Here is a 17,590-nt window from a genome sequence, read left to right as displayed (position 1 = left end):
CATGGCCTACGCATGGGGACGGCTGCGGTGGGCCGCGACGGCGGCGGTCCTGGTCCTGTCCGGCGCCGGTTGCGGCACCGAGCCGACGCCGCCCGAGTACTACCCGACGACCGAGGGCGCCAACACGCAGGCCGGCCAGATCAAGATCAGGAACGTGTCGATCGTCGGCCCGGCGCCGACCGCGACCGCCGCCGCGGGCTCCTCCGCCCCCGTCTACTTCTCGCTGATCAACGCCGGGAGCGCGGAGGACAGCCTGGTCCAGGTGCGCGCCGAGGGTGTGGCCAGGTCGGTCTCGATGTCGCAGTCCGAGGTCCGCGTGCCGCCGCTCGCGCTCGTGTGGGTGGGCACCGGCCCGTACACGGTCACCCTGCAGGACCTGGAGCGGCCGCTCACCGTGGGCCAGTACGTCACGCTGCAGATGCGGTTCAAGCAGGCCGGAGAGGTGACGGTGCGCAACGTCCCGGTGCAGATGGCCGGCGTCGCCTCCACCCTGCCGAGCCCGACAGGGTTCACCCCTTCCCCTTCGCCTTCTCCCTCGCCCTCGCCCTCGCCCTCGCCGAGCCCCACACCCCCCGCCTCCCCCTCGCCGAACCTCTCACCGAGCCCCTCACCGAGCCCCTCACCGTCCGGTTGACGCCGGCGCCGCCTGCCCGAAGATCCGCCCGCCGCGTACCTTCTCTAGCATCGGAGCGATCGGAGCCCCCCTCCGTCCCTCCGTCCCCCAAGGAGATCCGATGCTTCCCGAGTACGGCCGCCCGGCCCAGGAGCTGCTCACCGAGCTGGCCGAGCTGAAGGCCGGTGACCTGCCCGTCCGCGGCGGCAAGGTGACCGCCTACGTGTACGACACCGGCCGTCCCGAGATCCACGACGCGGCCCACCGGGCGTACGCCGAGATGCTCGAGGTCAACATGCTCGACCCGACGGCGTTCCCCAGCATGGTGGCGCTGGAGAAGCAGGTGGTCGGCGCGGTCGCGGACCTGCTCGGCGGCGACGCGACCACTCCGGGGATCTTCACCAGCGGCGGCACCGAGTCGATCATGCTGGCGGTGAAGGCGGCCCGCGACCACTGGCGCGCGACCACGGCCGCCGGAGGCACGGCCGCCGGGAACGGCGCATCCGGCGACGCCGGGGAAGGCGCCGGAGAAGGCGCCGGCCGGGCCCCGCAGCTCGTGCTCCCGGTGACCGCGCATCCGGCGTTCCACAAGGCCGCCCACTATCTCGGGGTCGAGGTCGTGCCCGTGCCGGTGGACCCGGTGACGTTCCGCGTCTCCGTCCCCGCGGTCGAGGCCGCGATCGGCGACCGGACGATCCTCGTCGTGGTCTCCGCGCCGTCCTACCCGCAGGGCGTGATCGACCCCGTGGCGGAGATCGCCGCGCTCGCCTCGTCGCGGGGCGTCCCCTGCCACGTGGACGCCTGCGTCGGCGGGTGGCTGCTCCCCTGGCTGCGCGAGGCGGGGGCGGAGATCCCGCCGTTCGATCTGCGCGTGCCCGGCGTCACGTCGCTCTCCTGCGACCTGCACAAGTTCGGCTACGCGCCCAAGGGCGCCTCCGTCCTCCTCTTCGCGGACGCCGCGCTGCGTCGCCGCGCCTACTTCGCGTCCGCCGCCTGGCCCGGATACACGATCATCAACGCCACCGTGCAAAGCTCGCGCTCGGCCGGTCCGCTCGGCGGGGCGTGGGCCACCCTCCAGTCCCTCGGCCGCGACGGCTACCTGGAGCTGGGCCGTACGACGCTGGAGGCGACGCGCAGGCTGGTCGAGGGCGTGTCGGCGATCCCGGGGCTGCGGGTGCTCGGCCGTCCCGAGTCGTCGCTCGTCGCCATCGCGGCCGACCCGGACGCGCCCGGTGGCGCGATCGACATGTTCGTGCTCGCCGACGAGGCGCGCGGGCGCGGCTGGTTCCTCCAGCCGCAGCTCTCGTACGCCGGGATCCCGGCCAACCTGCACGTCACCGTCACCGGCGTCACCCTGCACGGCGTCGAGGAGATGCTCAAGGTGATCGCGGAGTCGGCGGAGGCCGCCCGCCTGGCCGGGCCGGCCGCGGTGCCGGACGGCCTGCCGGAGCTCATCGCCTCGGTGGACCTGGAGGCGCTCGACGACGCCACCTTCACCGAGCTCGCCGCCTCGGTCGGCATCGCGCTCGACGGCGGCGGCTCGCAGGGGATGGCCGTCGTGAACGCCGTCCTCGACGCGCTGCCCGCCGGGACCCGGGAGGCGGTGCTGGTCAGGTTCCTGTCGGCGATGTACTCCTGACGGCCGGCGGCGGGGGGCGCCGGCTCAGCCGCTCAGGCGCTCGACCACGTCCAGGGCGGCGCGGGCCGCGGCAGCGTCGTGGACGCGGAAGACCCGCGCCCCCTGGAGCGCGGAGACGGCCAGGGTGGCGATGGTGCCCGCGTGGCGCTCCTCGACCGGGAGGCCGCCGAGCGTCTCGCCGACGAAGTCCTTGTTGGACACGGCCACCAACACCGGCCAGCCGGTGGCCACCATCTCGTCGAGGCGGCGGCTGACCTCCAGCGAGTGCCAGGTGTTCTTGCCGAAGTCGTGCGCCGGGTCGATCAGCACCGCGTCCCGCCGCACACCGGCCGCGACCGCCCGCTCCGCGAGCGCCGTCGTGTAGCCGATCACGTCGGCCACCACGTCGTCGTACGCGATGCGGTGCGGGCGGGTACGCGGCTCCACTCGGCCGGCGTGCGCGCAGACCAGGCCGATCCCGTGCCGGGCGGCGACCCCGGCGAGCGCGGGATCGACGCCGCCCCAGGTGTCGTTGAGCAGGTCGGCTCCGGCCTGGGCGACCACCTCGCCGACCTCGGACCGCCAGGTGTCCACGCTGATGATCACGCCGGAGTGGCGGGCCCGGACCTCGGCGACGAGGTCGGCCACCCGGCGGATCTCCTCCGCCGGATCGACCTCGTCCCCCGGCCCCGCCTTGACGCCGCCGATGTCGACGATGTCGGCTCCCCCGTCGATCGCCCGCGCGACCGCGTCGAGCGCGGCGCCGAACCCGAAGGTCGCTCCCTTGTCGAAGAAGGAGTCGGGCGTGCGGTTGACCACCGCCATGATCGCGTGGTCGCCCGGGCCGAAGGCCCGGCCGCGAAGGCGCAGAGTAGACATCCCGGTCAGCGTACCTCCGCGAGCTGAAGAGACGATCAAAACCGTCGTCCCCTGCGGGCAGCGCCGGGCCGCCGCGGACCTCGGTGGCTCTTGGAGCGCTCCAAAGCTACGCGGCAAAGCTATGCGGCGGAGCCGCCCTCCGCGATGGCGACGAAATCCTGTGCGATCGGCGGAAGCCTCCGCCGGGCGTGCACCACCGCGATGACCTTCTTGAGCGCCGGGCTCAGCGCGCGCACCTCCAGGCCGGCCCGCGCGGCCTGCTCGGCCATCGCCCGGTACCAGAGCAGGTGCGCGCCCGCGTCCTTCACCACACCCAGCCAGCCGGCCCTGTCGTCGGACTCGACCGCGACCACGGGGCGGACGCCGTACGTCGTGAAGATGTGGTCGAACTCCCTGCGCCGGGGGCTTCCCGGGGTGGGCAGCAGCAGGCGCATGCCGTTCAGCCTGGCGAGCGGCACGGGCTCGGGGAGGCCCGCCCCGGGCGGCGAGATGAGCACGAACTCCTGCCGCTCGACGGGGTGGGTGACGAGGTCGGTCGGCACGGGCAGGTCGGTCAGGCCGAGGTCGGCGCGCTGCTCGCGCACGGCGGTGACCACGCTGTCGCGCCCGTCGCAGCGCACGATCTGCACGCGGATGCCGGGATGCTCCGCCGCGTAGGCGGGGAGCAGCCGCCCGGCGAGCCCGGGTTCGAGGCTGGGGGTCGCCGCGATGCGCAACTCCGCGCCGGGCGCCTGCTCGCCGGCCGCCAGCATCTCGATCTCGCGGACGGCGTCGAGCGCCTCGCGGGCGAGTTTGACCACACGCCGCCCCTGCGGCGTCACGACGACGCCGCGCCCCGAGCGCGCGAAGAGGGTCAGGCCCAGCTCGCGTTCCAGGTCCCGGATCGCGCGGGACAGTGCGGGTTGCGCGATGTAAAGAGACCGGGCCGCCTCGGTCATGGTGCGGTGCTCCGCAGTCGCGACCACATAACGGAGCTGCTGCAGATTCATGCGAGAAAAGCTAGGGCAGATAGGCCCGGCTATTCCGGAACATCGCAGAGATCACCTCGGCTGATTACCCTCCGCTCCCGTCTACTGCGACATCCGTTACACATGTGAAATGAGTAAGGTTTTGCCCGATATTTCAGGACAAGGGGGCAAAACTTGGCGACGCAATACCCTCCACCGCCGCCGCAGGACGGGAATCCGTACCCGGACCCCACCTCGGGATTCCCCCCGCCACCTCCCGGGGCGCAGGGAGCGCCCTATCCGCCACCACCGCCGCAGGCCGCTCCGGCGGGCGCGCAGGGCGCCCACTACCCGCCGCCCACGCCGCCGCAGGGCCCGCCGTACGGTCCGACCGGAATGCCGCCGCAGGGGATGCCGCAGGGAACGCCACCCGGAGCGGGGCCAGGAGCACCTGGCGGGACTCCTTACGGGGTGCCTCCCGGTGGCCCGTACGCCGCGCCGCAGGGAGCGCCTCCGGGACCTCCGTACGGGGCGCCGCCGGTCGCGCCGGGCAGAATGCCCCCGCAGATGCCGGGACCGATGCCGCAGGGGATGCCGGGCACCGCCGCGCCCCAGGGGATGCCGCACGGGATGCCGGGGGCGCCGCAGCCTTCGCCCGGACAGGGGTACGGCCCGGGACCGACGGGCTGGTCGCCCCAGCCGCAGCCTCCGAGCCCTCCGTACCCGCCCGGTCCCCCGCGGCCGGCCGGGCCGTACGGCCCGCCCCGCTACACGCCGCCCGCCTGGCAGCCGAAGAAGAAGTCGGGCGCGGGCGCGATCGTCGGCGGACTGCTGGGCGTGATGGCGCTCGCCCTCGTCGTGCTCGTCGTGGGCGCCGCGTTGCTCAAGGGCTCGGGGAAGGACGACCCGCCGACCTCGGTCGCGCTGCCCACGAGCACCTACTCCCCCGCACCGTACGACGAGCCGACCTCCGAGCCCACGTCCCAGCCGACATCGGAGCCCACGTCCCCGCCCACATCGCTTCCGACCTCCCAGCCGACCTCCCAGCCGACGCGGGAGCCGACGTCGCACCCGGTCAACCGGAGCTTGAAGGCCAACAGCGTCTACCTCGCCGGAGCCCTGCCGACGACGAGGTGCCCGGCGGGGAGCGCCAACATCTACAACCATGCCCAGTTCAGGGCGCTGATCCTGAGGACCGGGCAGTGCATGGGAAGGGCGTGGAATCCGACGCTGGCCCGCGTGGGGATCACCTGGCGGGCCCCCGGCTACATGATCGCGCCGAGTAAGGGGCGCGGCGCGTGCGGCGACTACCCGTCCCCCGGGAGCAACGTGCCGTACTACTGCCCGCGCAACAGCACGATCTACGCCTCGACGTCCGCGTTGGTGAAGGAGTACGGCTCGTTCGGGAACTGGCACGGCTACATCATCAGCATGATGGCCCACGAGTACGGCCACCACATCCAGAACATCTCCGGCATCTCGGATGAGTGGTGGCAGCGCTACCAGGCCACGTCGTCCAAGAGCGCGCAGCTGGCGCTGACCCGTCGGCACGAGTTGCAGGCGACATGCTTCGGCGGCATGTTCATGCGGTCGGTGCAGGCGACCTATCCGATCAACGCGAGCCAGCGCAGCTCGCTGCTGTCGGCCTACGGCTACATGGGCGACCAGGCCGGCTACCCGCGCGACCATGGCAGCACCGCCAACAACTACGGATGGTTCCGGCAGGGATACATGCGCCAGAAGGCCTACCAGTGCAACACCTGGGCCGTCGGCGCGTCCTCGGTCTCCTGAGTCCCGCCGAACAGATCGCGCCTCCGCGCGCGGCGAGGCGGCGCCTTCCCGCCTCGCCGCGTCCGGGGGCCGCCCGAGCAGATGCGCGCCCGCGTCCTTCACCACACCCAGCCAGCCGGCCCTGTCATCGGACTCGACCGCGACCGGCGTCGTCGTGACGCCGCAGGGGCGGCGTGTGGTCAAACTCGCCCGCGAGGCGCTCGACACCGTCCGCGAGATCGAGATGCTGGCGGCCGGCGAGCAGGCACCCGGCGCGGAGTTGCGCATCGCGGCGACCCCCAGCCTCGAACCCGGGCTCGCCGGGCGGCTGCTCCCCGCCTACGCGGCGGAGCATCCCGGCATCCGCGTGCAGATCGTGCGCTGCGACGGGCGCGACAGCGTGGTCACCGCCGTGCGCGAGCAGCGCGCCGACCTCGGCCTGACCGACCTGCCCGTGCCGACCGACCTCGTCACCCACCCCGGGAAGCCCCCCGGCGCAGGGAGTTCGACCACATCTTCACGACGTACGGCGTCCGCCCCGGCGCCCCGAACGTGCGAAGAGGGTCAGGCCCAGCTCGCGCTCCAGATCCCGGATCGCGCGGGACAGTGCGGGTTGCGAGAAAAGCTAGGGCAGACCGGCCCGGCCATTCCGGAACATCGCAGAGATCACCTCGGCTGATTACCCTCCGCTCCTACTTACTGCGACATCCGTTACATATGTGAAATGAGTAAGGTTTTGCCCGATATTTCGGAGCAAGGGGGCAAAACTTGGCGACGCAGTACCCTCCACCGCCGTCGCAGGGCGGAAATCCGTACCCGGAACCGGCCGCGGGATTCCCCCCGCCACCTCCCGGGGCGCAGGGGCCGCCCTACCCGCCACCACCGCCGCAGGCCGCTCCGGCAGGCGCTCACGGGGCCCCGTACCCACCGCCCGCACCGCCGCAGGGCCCGCCGTACGGTCCGACCGGAATGCCGCCGCAGGGAGCGCCACAGGGACCTCCGCACGGGGCGCCACCCGTCGCGCCGGGCAGAATGCCCCCGCAGATGCCGGGACCGATGCCGCGGGGGATGCCGGGGGCGCCGCAGCCCTCGCCCGGACAGGGATACGGCCCGGGACCGACGGGCTGGCCGCCCCAGCCGCAGCCTCCGAGCCCTCCGTACCCGCCCGGTCCCCCGCGGCCGACCGGGCCGTACGGCCCGCCCCGCTACACGCCGCCCGCCTGGCAGCCGAAGAAGAAGTCGGGCGCGGGCGCGATCGTCGGCGGACTGCTGGGCGTGATGGCGCTCGCCCTCGTCGTGCTCGTCGTGGGCGCCGCGTTGCTCAAGGGCTCGCGGAGCGGCTACACCCCGGTCGCACTGCCCTCGTACACCTTCTCCCCTCCGCCGTACGACAAACCGACATCCGAGCCGACATCCGAACCGACATCCGAGCCGACGTCGGAACCCACGTCGCTTCCGACATCGCTTCCGACATCGCATCCGACATCGCATCCGACATCGCATCCGACGCAGGAGCCGACGCAAGAACCGACGTCAAGGCCGGTCAACCGAACCGTGAAGGCCAACAGCGTCTACCTCGCCGGAGCCCTGCCGGCGACGAGGTGCGCGGCGGGGAGCGTCAACATCTACAACCACGCCCAGTTCAAGGCACTGATCCTGAGGACCGGGCAGTGCATGGAACGGGCATGGAAGCCGATGCTGACCCGCGTGGGGATCACCTGGAGCCCCCCGGGCTACATGATCGCAGCGGGCAGGGGGCGCGGCGCGTGCGGCGACTACCCACCCATCGGGAGCTCGCAAGCGTTCTACTGTCCGCAGAACAACACGATCTACGTCTCGACATCCGCGACCGTCAAGGGGTACGGCTCCATGGGGAGCTGGCACGGCTACTACACCAGCTTGATGGCCCATGAGTACGGCCACCACATCCAAACCATCACCGGCATCTCGGAGGACGAGTGGCGGCTCTACAACGCCACGTCCTCCAAAAACACGCAGCTGGCGCTGACTCGTCGGCACGAGCTGCAGGCGACGTGTTTCGCCGGCATGTTCATGCGGTCGGTGCAGGCGACCTATCCGATCAACGCGAGCCAGCGCAACTCACTGATGTCGGTCTGGGGCACCCTTGGCGACCAGCCCGGCTACCCGCGCGACCACGGCAACCTCGCCCACAACTACGCGTGGTTCCGGCAGGGATACCTGCGCCAGAAGGCCTTCCAATGCAACACCTTTGTCGTCGGCGCGTCCTCGATCTCCTGAGTCCCGCCTGACACAGATCACGCCTCCGCGCCGCGGCGGGTGCCTTCCCGACTCGCCGCGTCCAGGGGCCGCCCGAGCCGCCGGCGGCCGTGGCCGGGGGGCTGCGGTGACCCGGGGGCGGTCACCGTTCCGTCTCCCGGGAGCACGAAGGGGCGGTCGCGTGGTCGCGCGGTGGCGCGACCACGGCGGTCACCCCACTCCGCGATGCATCACTCAGCGCCTTCATCGTCCTTTATTTGGCTTCTGTCAGCCTTGTGGGGATATGGGGCTAGAATCCGTCGTCAATTCTTGCAACTTCGGATACCCGGCATTTGCCTACGAGACGGGAGCGGTTCACCATGCGCCGTGGGGACGCCATGGACGAGGCCGGAGACGGTCCAGAGGACCCGTCGCAACCGCGTTCCCGGAGACGTCCGCCCGGGGACGGGCCACGAGAGGCCAAACGGGGTGACGACACCCCCGAGCGCGGCTCCGGCACTCCCCGTCGTGAAGCCGGGAACCCCGGCCACGGGAACGGGCCCGAGCGGAACCCGGCGGGCTCAGGAGGGAACCGCGCTCCGGGGCAGGGCCACGACCGGGCGGGCGGCGGCAGTGGGCCGACCAGGCCGGCGCGCGGGCCGCGACCGCCGCAGCAGGGGCCGGACGCCTCCGGGCGCGAGGCCTCCCGCCGTACCGCCGGAGGTCCGCAGACGCCGCCCCCGCCACGCGGCGGCGGAGAACCCCCGCGCTCCGGCGGCCCGGGGCGCGACGGCCGGGCCCCTCGACGGGACGGCCGCGCGGAGCGGCACGACAGCCAGGGACCCCCGACCGGGGGCCAGGGACCACGGATCGAGGGCCAGGAGCCCCCGAGGGCGGCCGGCGGCCCGAACGGAGACCCCCGCGAGCGGCAGGCCAAGGGGCCGGGTCCCCGATACGGGAAGCCCGTGACGACCGCGTCCCTCATCGGCTGGACGGCGCTGTCGGCGATCGTCCCCGGAGCGGCCCACCTGCGGGCGGGCAAACGCCGTACCGGATTCATCATGCTGGCCTTCTTCGGCGCGCTCCTGATCGCGGCGGTGGTCTACGGCCTGCAGTTCCTGGGGAACGCGGGCGCGGCGGTCCGGCAGAGCACGCTCACCACCGTCATGGTCGGCGCGGGCGCGGGCGCCCTCGCCTGGTTCGCGCTGATCGCGATGTCGTACATGGCGCTCCGCCCGGAGCGCCTGCCCCGCAAGGGCCAGGTCGTCTCCGGCATCGTCGTCGGCGTGCTGTGCGTCTCGGTGATGGCGCCGTTCGCGCTGACCGCGACCACCATCAAGACCGCGGGCGACCTGCTCGACGACGTCTTCGTCCCCCAGCCGGGCGGCCCGAGCCCGTCCCCCATCAGGGCCGAGGACCCGTGGAACGGCCGCAAGAGGGTGAACTTCCTCCTCATCGGCGCGGACGCCGCGGGCAACCGCGAGGGTGTACGCACCGACTCGATGACGGTGGCCAGCGTCAACCTCGTCACCGGCAACACCGTCCTGTTCAGCCTGCCGCGCAACCTGCAGTACGTGCGGTTCCCGGCGAGCAGCCCGATGCACAAGCAGTTCCCCGACGGGTTCAACGCCGAGGGCCAGGGCCTGCTGAACGCCGTCTGGTACTACGCCGACAACAACCCCCAGCTCATGGGCGGCAAGAACCGGGGCCCCGAGGCGCTGAAGGACGCGATCGGCTACACGCTCGGCCTGAACATCGACTACTACGCGATGGTCGACATGTTCGGGTTCGCCCGCCTGATCGACGCCATCGGCGGGCTCCGCATCCGGGTCGAGCAGGACGTCAAGTGGGGCGGCCACTTCGGCACCGCCGGCACCATCAAGGCCGGCTACCGGAAACTGAACGGAGAAGAGGTCCTCTGGTACGGCCGTTCCCGGGTGAACAGCGACGACTTCTCCCGCATGTCGCGCCAGCGTTGTGTGATCGGCGCGCTCGCCCAGCAGGCCAGCCCGACCACCGTACTCGCGAACTTCAACAAGATCGCCGCGGCCGCCCGGCACATGTTCCGTACGGACATCCCGCGCGACCTCCTGGAGCACCTGGTCCCGGTCGGGTTGAAGGTGAAGGACGCCAAGATCACCAGCCTTCAGTTCGTGCCGCCGACCATCTACACCGGCAACCCGGACTGGGCCAAGATCCGCCTGCTCACCCGGAAGGCGATCCGCGAGTCCACGGCGGACAGCCGCACCGCGGCCGCGGGCGTCACCGCGAGCCCGAGCGGCACCGGGACCGGCGGCGCGTCGGCCTCCGGCTCACCGACCGCGAGCGCCGCGGCCACCCCCTCCGCCGGAGTCACGGCGAGCAGGCCCACGCGTCCGGTCACCCCGACGCCGAACAACAAGGCCGCGGACTCGCTCTCGGAGATCTGCGGGTTCTGACCGGCCCAGACCATGCGTCCGGGGCCCACGGGATCGCGAGCGCGGCGATGTGGGCCCCAGGTCAGGAAGCCAAGGGCCGCGTGCGCCGGACATAACCCATGATGGAGTGGTGAAACCGCCCGTCTGGATCGTGTCCGGCCCTCCCGGAGCGGGCAAGTCGACGGTCTGCTCGGCGCTGCTGCGCCGGCTGGATCCCGTGCCCGCCCTCCTCGACAAGGACACGGTCTACGGGGCCTTCGTCGAGGCCACCCTCGCCGCCTACGGCAGACTTGGCGGCGAGCGCGAGGGCCCCTGGTACGACCGGCACATCAAGCGCCACGAATACGACGGCCTGACCGCCACCGCGTACGAGATCCGCTCGCACGGCTGCCCGGTGATGCTCAGCGGGCCGTTCACCTCCCAGGTCCACGACGCCGAGTTGTGGCGTCACTGGGTCACCGACCTGGGCGGACCTCCCGTCCGTCTCCTGTGGGTCCGCTCCGACGGCCCCACCCTGCGCTCCCGGCTGGTCGAGCGCGGGCTGCCCAGGGACGGCCAGAAGCTCGAACGATTCGAGGAGTACCTCCAGGCCATCCGGGTGAACGAGCCGCCCGCCGTGCCGTACGTCGAGGTGGACAACCGCATCGGCGCACCACCGATCGACCAGCAGCTTCGGCATCTCATCCCCTGGGGACGCGGCCCGAGCCGTCATTGACGCGTTCTCCGGCATGAATGCCGACGGCCCTCCCACCCTTGGGCAGGAAGGCCACATAGTCGGCGGCGCGCCCCTCCCGGCAGTCGAGAAGCCGGGAGGGGCGATGTGGTCGGGCGAGGCCGATCAGTTCAGCCGCTTGAGGTATCCATTGGCGACCAGCCAGCTCACCGGCAGTTCTGCGGGCATCTGCGGCGCCTCAGGGATGTACCTGCTGAGCAGGTGGTACTGCCTGCCGACCCCTTGCTGCTGGAACGCGGAGGCGGCCGGCCCGGCATCGACGGTGAACGCCCTGACGACCTCGTACGCGTGATAGTTGCACGGGTGCCCGGGGTCGCCGGAGAACGTGTTCAGGTTGTTCGGCGGGAGGGACCTCCGTACGTACGGCGTGCCGTACGGCGCGAGGAACGATCCGCCCTCACCGCCGAAGCGGTCGAGTTTCGTCCCAACCAGGAGGACTACCGATGAGACGAGCGGCCTGCCGTTGCCGTAGCCCCCGGAATGGGCGAAACCGAAGTCCGTCGGATAACGCCATCCGTTGGCCGACTCGTTCCAGTAGCGATCGATGAACGCCATCGGCTTCAGCCCGCCAAGAGGCACGTAGCCCTTCAGGATCTTGGCCAGCCATCCGTTTTGCGGAAGGTTCAGCGGGCCGAGGTTCGGATTGCCCTGAACATAGGGCAGGCCGCAGACCTGCGTGAGGGTTCTCGGCGTGGGAGCGACGGCGGGCACGACGGTTCCCGGCGTCGTAGTGACGGCGGGCGCGACGATTCCCGGCCTCGAAGCGACACCGGGCGCGACAGTTCCCGGCCTCGAAGCGACACCGGGCGCGACGATTCCCGGCCTCGAAGCGACACCGGGCGCGACGATTCCCGGCCTCGAAGCGACGGTGGGCTTGGCGGTGGGCTTGGCGGTGGGCTTGGCGGTGGGCGTTCTCTCCAGGGTCGACGGCACAGGCGACCGGGGGCCCGTGGCCGAGGCGGTGATGTCTGCCTGGGCGACGCCGCCCAGGAATGCCGCTGTGGCCATGGCGAGCGCCGCGACCAGCGGTGCTCGTCGAGAAAAACCTTGCACGGATTCTCCTGAAAGGACTCGCGTGAACCTTCACCGGACATGTCGACATCAATACGAAATCCACCGCGGAGAGAAAACGCACTGAGCGTTTCCAAAATCCCCAGACGGGTCCCCGGCTGATGAGCGCCCACACAGATGAATGCGGCGTCAGCCGGTCACACCCCGAAAGATTTCCATTGAAGCGACGGGACCGTGCCTACCCGCCGAAGAATCAGGTTGATCGCAAGAAAATCCCCGGAGCGGCAAAAGACCACGGAGCGTCGATGGCGATTGGACTGGATTAATTCCGGTAAATTCCACCATCACCGGAACCCGCGGTTTGGCGCGATTTCCCTACGCACGCCGGCCCGTTTCCGCACAGCGTGGACAAATAACCGGATTTCACCCGCATGATGGAGAACTCGGACAGCCCTGCAGAGTTTTCAGACTCAGCCCCAGAGTCCGCGCTTTCCCCGGAAAGCCCCTGGACCAATCCCCCTTTATCCCTATATACGGACTTAGGGCTCCTAACAAAAATGGTGGACTTGACCTGGCCAGCGGTCGGTGTCGCGCACGAGGCCGCTTGGTAGCGGGACGCGGTCAGCCGCGCAATCGCACGCGATAAACCCGGTGACGTCGACGACCATCCCCGGGATACTGGTCGCCCATGGATGAGGTCAAAATGGTCGTCGCTCATTCCGAGCGCGCGACCCTGCGTGTCGGCGACGTGTTCCTGAAGGTGGACGCCGATCAGGCGCGCATCGACGTCGAGGTCGAGGCGATGTCCCTCGCGCCGGTCCCGACCCCGAAGGTCCTGTGGCACAAGCCGCCAGTGCTCGCGATCGCCGCACTCCCGGGAACGGCGCTCGGCCGCCTCGGCGAGCCGTCGACCGCATCCCCGGCAGCGTGGGCCGCGGCGGGCGCCGCCATCCGGAGGTTGCACGATGCGCCGTTGCCGCCCAGGCTCGGCCGGGCCGGCCGGGGCCTCGACGAGTTGGCGGCGGATCTCGATGGCGAGTGCGAGTGGCTCGTGACGAACGGCGTCCTGCCCGCCGACCTGGTCACCCGCAACCGCCAGGTCGCCGAGGCCGCGCTCCGGCCGTGGACACCGGTCTTCACGCACGGCGACCTGCAGATCGATCACGTGTTCGTCGACGGCGACGGGATCACGGGCATCATCGACTGGTCCGAGGCAGGCCAAGGTGATGCCCTGTACGACCTCGCCACCTTGACGCTCGGACACGAGGAGCACCTCGGCGACGTCGTCGCCGGCTACGGCACCGACGTCGACCTCGACGTGATCCGCGCGTGGTGGTCGTTGCGAAGCCTGCTGAATGTTCGCTGGCTGGTCGAGCACGGCTTCGACCCATTCGCGCCGGGCTGTGAGATCGACGTGCTGAGATCCCGGCTGTGAGGCTGCGCGCGCCCGACTGCTATGAAAAGTCCGAACGGAATGATCAGTGGTGAGGCGTCGCCGGCAGATGATGGCGGCGGCGAGGATCATGAAGGCTTCGTGGATGTCGTCGCGAATCTCCCAGCGGATGCGCAGGCGGCGGAACCAATGCAACAGGGCGATCGTCTGCTCGATCACCCAGCGATGCCTACCCAGGCCGGAGCCGTGCGGGGTGCCACGGCGGGCGCTGACCGGTTTGACCCCTGCGGCCCAGACCATCCGGCGGTGGCCCGTTCCGCGACTTCGCCGGATACCAAAGGGAGACCATGAGCTCCCTCACCCTGGCCTCGGGGACCCACGGGTCGGGGCGAGAGGCGTCTTTCAGATGCAGGGACGTCGTCCCGACCGGATGGGGACCGGTCGGCTTGGGCAGATACGGTGTGCTGCTCGACATGGCCGAAGGGCTGACGGAAGTAGGCACGAGCGCGGACAAGGCGGACGCCGGCGCCCAGGAGGCAGGGACCGCCAGAGTGAGCAGCCCGGCGACGGCGGCCGGTCCGCCCCGCAGGACCAGAGTGCGCAGCCTCGGCTTTCCACTACTCGGACGACGGTCGGCCGGAACCGGACGACCCTTGCCTTTCTTGGCCTGACCCTCGGCTTTCAGCACCGGACTGGGATGTTGATATGCCATGGGTTGATCCTGCGAACCCGGCCCTGGCCTCGGTATCGGCCGAAGGTACGGCCGGCGCCGCGCGAACGGTACTTTCGGCCGATTTGGACACCAGTCGGCCGCTCAAGGTAGTGGGGTGTCCGAACCCTGGCCGGGCTGTTCATGTCACTCGATGGTGTCGTGGAAGCGCCGGAGCGTGACCTGGTTCCGACGGCGCCATCCTGACCGACGCAGGATCTCTTCGGCCGGGGTGGGTTGACGGCGCGACTCGATGCCGCCGAAGCCTCCGGCGGCTGCGTCCATCTCGTCGCCGAAGGTGACCAGCCGGCCATCAGGGTCTACGCTGTCGGCCACGGCCAGCACGTGATCTTGATTGTCCTCGCCGACTCCCGATGCTCACGCGATGGCCGTCCCCATGGCGTAACCGAAGATTACGAAGCCTCGCTGGAGTATCCAGTGACACTTCACGATCTTCGCCGCACACTGGAACGCCGACGCCGTACGCGATGACGTGCGCCACTACGTGAGCGAACACCTCGGCAGCGATGGAGTCCTGATCGTCGACGAGACCGGCTTCCTCCAAAAAGGGCTGCCGATCGGCCGGGGCGCAACGTCAATACACCGGTACGGCAGGTGCCGGATCGAGAACAGTCAGGTCAGGGTGTTCTTGGCCTATCCCACCCCACGCGGGCGGGCATTGATCGATCGCCGTCGCTACCTGCCCGAGCACTCCTGGCTGGCCGACCAGCCCCGCTGCCGATCCGCCGGTGTGCCAGGCGAGATCCCCTTCGCCCGGCCGACACCACTGTCCACCCTGGTACCCATCGCCGGCATCCACTGGGCGGTCGTGGCGCCGACACCGAAACGCCAAGCGCCCGAAATGCCGTCCTTCCATAATCTCGACATTCAAATCGGGCCACGTTCTCCACAATTACCACCAGCCACGACAAAGCGGGCAAGACCGTGAATTTGAAGCACTTTTCGCCCATCTCCGCTCGCTCTGGAAAATTCAAACAATCATCTATATCCCAAAAGGGACTTATTGCGAATTCTCGCCAAGAAATCCGCCCCTCCATTCACCCAAAAAGGCTTGCGAACACTCGTTCGCATGTGTCATTATTCGTATACACATTCGATTGACCATGCGACCGAGAGGAGGCGGGCGTGCCGGAATCCTTTGGATCATCGGCGTTTTTCTCGCCGCCAGATGAGCGCCCACCTTCACCTGGTCCATGTGATGCCGACTGGTGGGAGCACATCACCTCGAAAGCGAAATCCCGGGGATCGGACGGCAGTTCAGCCCTTGCCCCCGACAACGGCTGGGATCTTTTCCCACACGTTCCGGGCGGCGACGGTTCCCACAGGGAGATGCCGCTCACAGGTGAGCCATGGAGCTCCACCGGGTCTCCCGCTTCCGGCCCCACTTCCGAGGGGGCGTTGGGCCGTGATGGTGCCGGCCGTTCCCGCGAGGATTCTGATGGGGATGAAACCTTCCCGCCCACTGAGGGGCCGGGCGGCGGCGAGTCTGGGGATGGAACCTCCGAGCAGGAAGGGCCCACTCCTGGCGACGACTCTTCCCACGCGGGTCGGGCGTCGTGGCCGTTGGTGGCGCAGGTCCGGCAGGTCGCGTCGGCGTTGGCGGCGGGGGTGGCGCCGGACGCTCCGGGGGTGTGTCTGGCGGAGGCGGAGGATCTGCTGTTCGCGCGGGACCGGCTGATCTCGGCGATCGCGGCGCGGGTGGAGCGGGTGCATGCCGCGGGTGAGGCCAGGCGGGCTGGGCATGCCTCGACGCGGTCGTGGTTGCGGGGGGCGGCGGGGATGAGTGTGGCCGGGGCGGGCCGGGTGCTGGCGTTGGCGACCGAGCTTGCCCGCCTGCCGACCGTGCGGGCGCGGTTTGCGCAGGGGAGCCTGGCTGAGGGTGCGGTGACGGCGATCTGTTCGGCGACCGCGCGGCTGACGGATGAGCAGGCGGCGTTGGCGGAGCCGATTCTGGTCGGGCTGGCGGACCAGGCAACTCCTGCGGAGATCGCACGTGCGGGGCGGTATCTGCGTGCGGTGCTGGACCCGGACGGGGAAGCCGACGACGGCGAGGCGGATTATCGGGGCCGGTTCCTGTTGGTACGGGAGAGCGCTTCGGGCGGGGTGGAGGGGGAGTTTCGGCTGCCTCGGGAGGCGGGGGCGCGGTTGCGGGCGTTGTTGGATGCGTATGCGAAGCCGAGGGTGGCGGGGGATGAGCGGCCGCTGCGGGTGCGGAACGCGGATGTGTTGATCGCGTTGTTGGAGCAGCAGATCGGTACCGAGTTGCTGGTGTTGATCAACGCCGAGTCCCTTCCCGACGACCCTCCCGCCTCCTCACCGGGCGAGACGTCCGAATCCTCATCAGCGGGAACGCCCGCGCCTTCGCGGCCGAAGGCGTCCGACCCCGCGCGCTCCAAGACATCCGACCGCTCGCCCGCCGAGACTCCCGACCCGACGCGGTCTGAGGGGTCCGACCCCGCGCGTTCCAAGACATCCGGCCCTTCGCGCAGTGAGGTGTCCGACTCCACACCGGCCGGAACGTCCTCCTTCTCGGGCGGTGAGGCGTCTGCCGCTTCGTCAGCCCACGCGTCCGGCCCGCCGGAAGGCAGCGCTCACGATGGCGTGCGGCACAAGCCGGAACCGCAGCAGACCCGGCAGCCCGAGGACGACGGCGGGCGAGGCGATCGGCCTGCTCGCGATGGCGAACAGCGCAAACAAGGACCGGGACAGGCACAAGGCCAGGGACAGGCGCGGGGACCGGGACAGGAACCGGGACAGGAACAGGCGCGGGGGCGGGGTGCGGACTGGGCGACGCCCGGCGGGCTCATCTCGGGACGCACACTGCCCGGGCTGCTTCTGGCCACCGGACAGCTCCTGCCCGTCACCGACATCCACCGCCTCGCCCAGACCTCCGGACTCACCCGCCTGGTCATGGACGCCGACGGCTGCGTCCTCGACGTCGGACGCACCGCCCGCCGCGCCACCCGACGACAACGCCGGACCATCCTCACCCGCTACACCCGATGCATGGTCGACCACTGCCCCATGCCCGCCCACCTGTGCCAGATCGACCACATCACCAACTGGTCCGACGGCGGCACCACCGACCTGGACAACCTCGGACCCACCTGCCAGTTCCACAACCGCGACCGCTACCGCAACCCCGCCCACTACCGGCTCCACCAGGTCGGCAAGAACCGCTGGGGCTTCACCTACATCGGCCCGCGGCCAAGAGGGCGATGATCGTTCCCTCGGCTCCACGGGTCAGCGGGGCGGCGAGAGT

Annotated in this window: 15 protein-coding genes and 1 pseudogene; 11 read left to right on the top strand and 5 right to left on the bottom strand. The window is 70.5% G+C overall.

All coding sequences use genetic code 11. From position 1 onward, the window contains the following. Position 1 precedes the first annotated feature (1 nt). Both ACQP1V_RS16660 and ACQP1V_RS16655 read left to right on the top strand, forming a co-directional pair. Positions 2–634, top strand: a complete 633-nt coding sequence (locus tag ACQP1V_RS16660; protein WP_433423819.1) for a copper chaperone PCu(A)C — start codon at positions 2–4, stop codon at positions 632–634. Positions 635–734: 100 nt separating this feature from the next. Continuing rightward, positions 735–2,252 carry a pyridoxal phosphate-dependent decarboxylase family protein gene (locus ACQP1V_RS16655; protein ID WP_433423816.1) on the top strand — a complete coding sequence of 506 codons (1,518 nt, stop codon included), beginning with the start codon at positions 735–737 and terminating at the stop codon, positions 2,250–2,252. Positions 2,253–2,276: 24 nt separating this feature from the next. Here ACQP1V_RS16655 and folP read toward each other — a convergent pair whose 3' ends face one another. Both folP and ACQP1V_RS16645 read right to left on the bottom strand, forming a co-directional pair. Beyond that, positions 2,277–3,110: a dihydropteroate synthase gene (folP, locus tag ACQP1V_RS16650; protein WP_433423813.1), complete on the bottom strand. Its 834-nt coding sequence runs from the start codon at positions 3,108–3,110 to the stop codon at positions 2,277–2,279. Between the two features lie 119 nt (positions 3,111–3,229). Continuing rightward, positions 3,230–4,099 carry a LysR family transcriptional regulator gene (locus ACQP1V_RS16645; protein ID WP_387418099.1) on the bottom strand — a complete coding sequence of 290 codons (870 nt, stop codon included), beginning with the start codon at positions 4,097–4,099 and terminating at the stop codon, positions 3,230–3,232. Between the two features lie 525 nt (positions 4,100–4,624). Here ACQP1V_RS16645 and ACQP1V_RS16640 point away from each other — a divergent pair. The 5 genes from ACQP1V_RS16640 (at position 4,625) to ACQP1V_RS16620 (ending at position 11,176) form a co-directional block, all read left to right on the top strand. Further along, positions 4,625–5,848, top strand: coding sequence for a neutral zinc metallopeptidase (locus ACQP1V_RS16640; protein ID WP_433423810.1), 1,224 nt, complete (start codon positions 4,625–4,627; stop codon positions 5,846–5,848). Positions 5,849–6,023: 175 nt separating this feature from the next. Beyond that, a complete protein-coding gene (locus tag ACQP1V_RS16635) occupies positions 6,024–6,506 on the top strand; it encodes a LysR substrate-binding domain-containing protein (protein WP_433423807.1) in 483 nt (160 codons plus the stop codon). 365 nt (positions 6,507–6,871) lie between these two features. Beyond that, positions 6,872–8,086 (top strand): neutral zinc metallopeptidase, encoded by a 1,215-nt coding sequence (locus tag ACQP1V_RS16630; protein ID WP_433423804.1) that lies wholly within the window; start codon positions 6,872–6,874, stop codon positions 8,084–8,086. Between the two features lie 923 nt (positions 8,087–9,009). Further along, positions 9,010–10,482: an LCP family protein gene (locus ACQP1V_RS16625; protein WP_433423801.1), complete on the top strand. Its 1,473-nt coding sequence runs from the start codon at positions 9,010–9,012 to the stop codon at positions 10,480–10,482. Positions 10,483–10,591: 109 nt separating this feature from the next. Beyond that, complete coding sequence (locus ACQP1V_RS16620) at positions 10,592–11,176, top strand: AAA family ATPase (RefSeq protein ID WP_433423799.1); 585 nt, start codon at positions 10,592–10,594, stop codon at positions 11,174–11,176. Between the two features lie 123 nt (positions 11,177–11,299). Here the strand turns inward: ACQP1V_RS16620 and ACQP1V_RS16615 are convergent, their stop codons facing one another. Next, positions 11,300–11,905, bottom strand: coding sequence for a TNT domain-containing protein (locus ACQP1V_RS16615; RefSeq protein ID WP_433423797.1), 606 nt, complete (start codon positions 11,903–11,905; stop codon positions 11,300–11,302). Here ACQP1V_RS16615 and ACQP1V_RS16610 point away from each other — a divergent pair. Further along, positions 11,886–12,332 (top strand): hypothetical protein, encoded by a 447-nt coding sequence (locus tag ACQP1V_RS16610; RefSeq protein WP_433423794.1) that lies wholly within the window; start codon positions 11,886–11,888, stop codon positions 12,330–12,332. The genes ACQP1V_RS16615 and ACQP1V_RS16610 overlap by 20 nt on opposite strands. Positions 12,333–12,893: 561 nt before the next feature. Further along, positions 12,894–13,640 carry a phosphotransferase family protein gene (locus tag ACQP1V_RS16605; protein WP_433423792.1) on the top strand — a complete coding sequence of 249 codons (747 nt, stop codon included), beginning with the start codon at positions 12,894–12,896 and terminating at the stop codon, positions 13,638–13,640. 63 nt (positions 13,641–13,703) lie between these two features. On the opposite strand, the pseudogene ACQP1V_RS16600 reads toward ACQP1V_RS16605, so the two are convergent. Together ACQP1V_RS16600 and ACQP1V_RS16595 are read right to left on the bottom strand one after the other, a co-directional pair. Next, positions 13,704–13,883, bottom strand: a pseudogene (locus tag ACQP1V_RS16600) (transposase); the annotation flags it as partial. Between the two features lie 571 nt (positions 13,884–14,454). Then, positions 14,455–14,643 carry a hypothetical protein gene (locus ACQP1V_RS16595; protein WP_433423789.1) on the bottom strand — a complete coding sequence of 63 codons (189 nt, stop codon included), beginning with the start codon at positions 14,641–14,643 and terminating at the stop codon, positions 14,455–14,457. Positions 14,644–14,812: 169 nt separating this feature from the next. On the opposite strand from ACQP1V_RS16595, the gene ACQP1V_RS16590 reads away from it, so the two are divergent. Beyond that, positions 14,813–15,256, top strand: a complete 444-nt coding sequence (locus ACQP1V_RS16590; protein ID WP_433423786.1) for a transposase — start codon at positions 14,813–14,815, stop codon at positions 15,254–15,256. 638 nt (positions 15,257–15,894) lie between these two features. After that, positions 15,895–17,550, top strand: coding sequence for a DUF222 domain-containing protein (locus ACQP1V_RS16585; protein WP_433423783.1), 1,656 nt, complete (start codon positions 15,895–15,897; stop codon positions 17,548–17,550). Positions 17,551–17,590 lie beyond the last annotated feature (40 nt).

Source organism: Microtetraspora malaysiensis (assembly GCF_050947145.1).
Lineage (GTDB): Bacteria > Actinomycetota > Actinomycetes > Streptosporangiales > Streptosporangiaceae > Microtetraspora_A > Microtetraspora_A malaysiensis.
The sequence above is the reverse complement of the archived record's forward strand: the minus strand, read 5'-3'. Positions and strand labels throughout refer to the sequence as shown.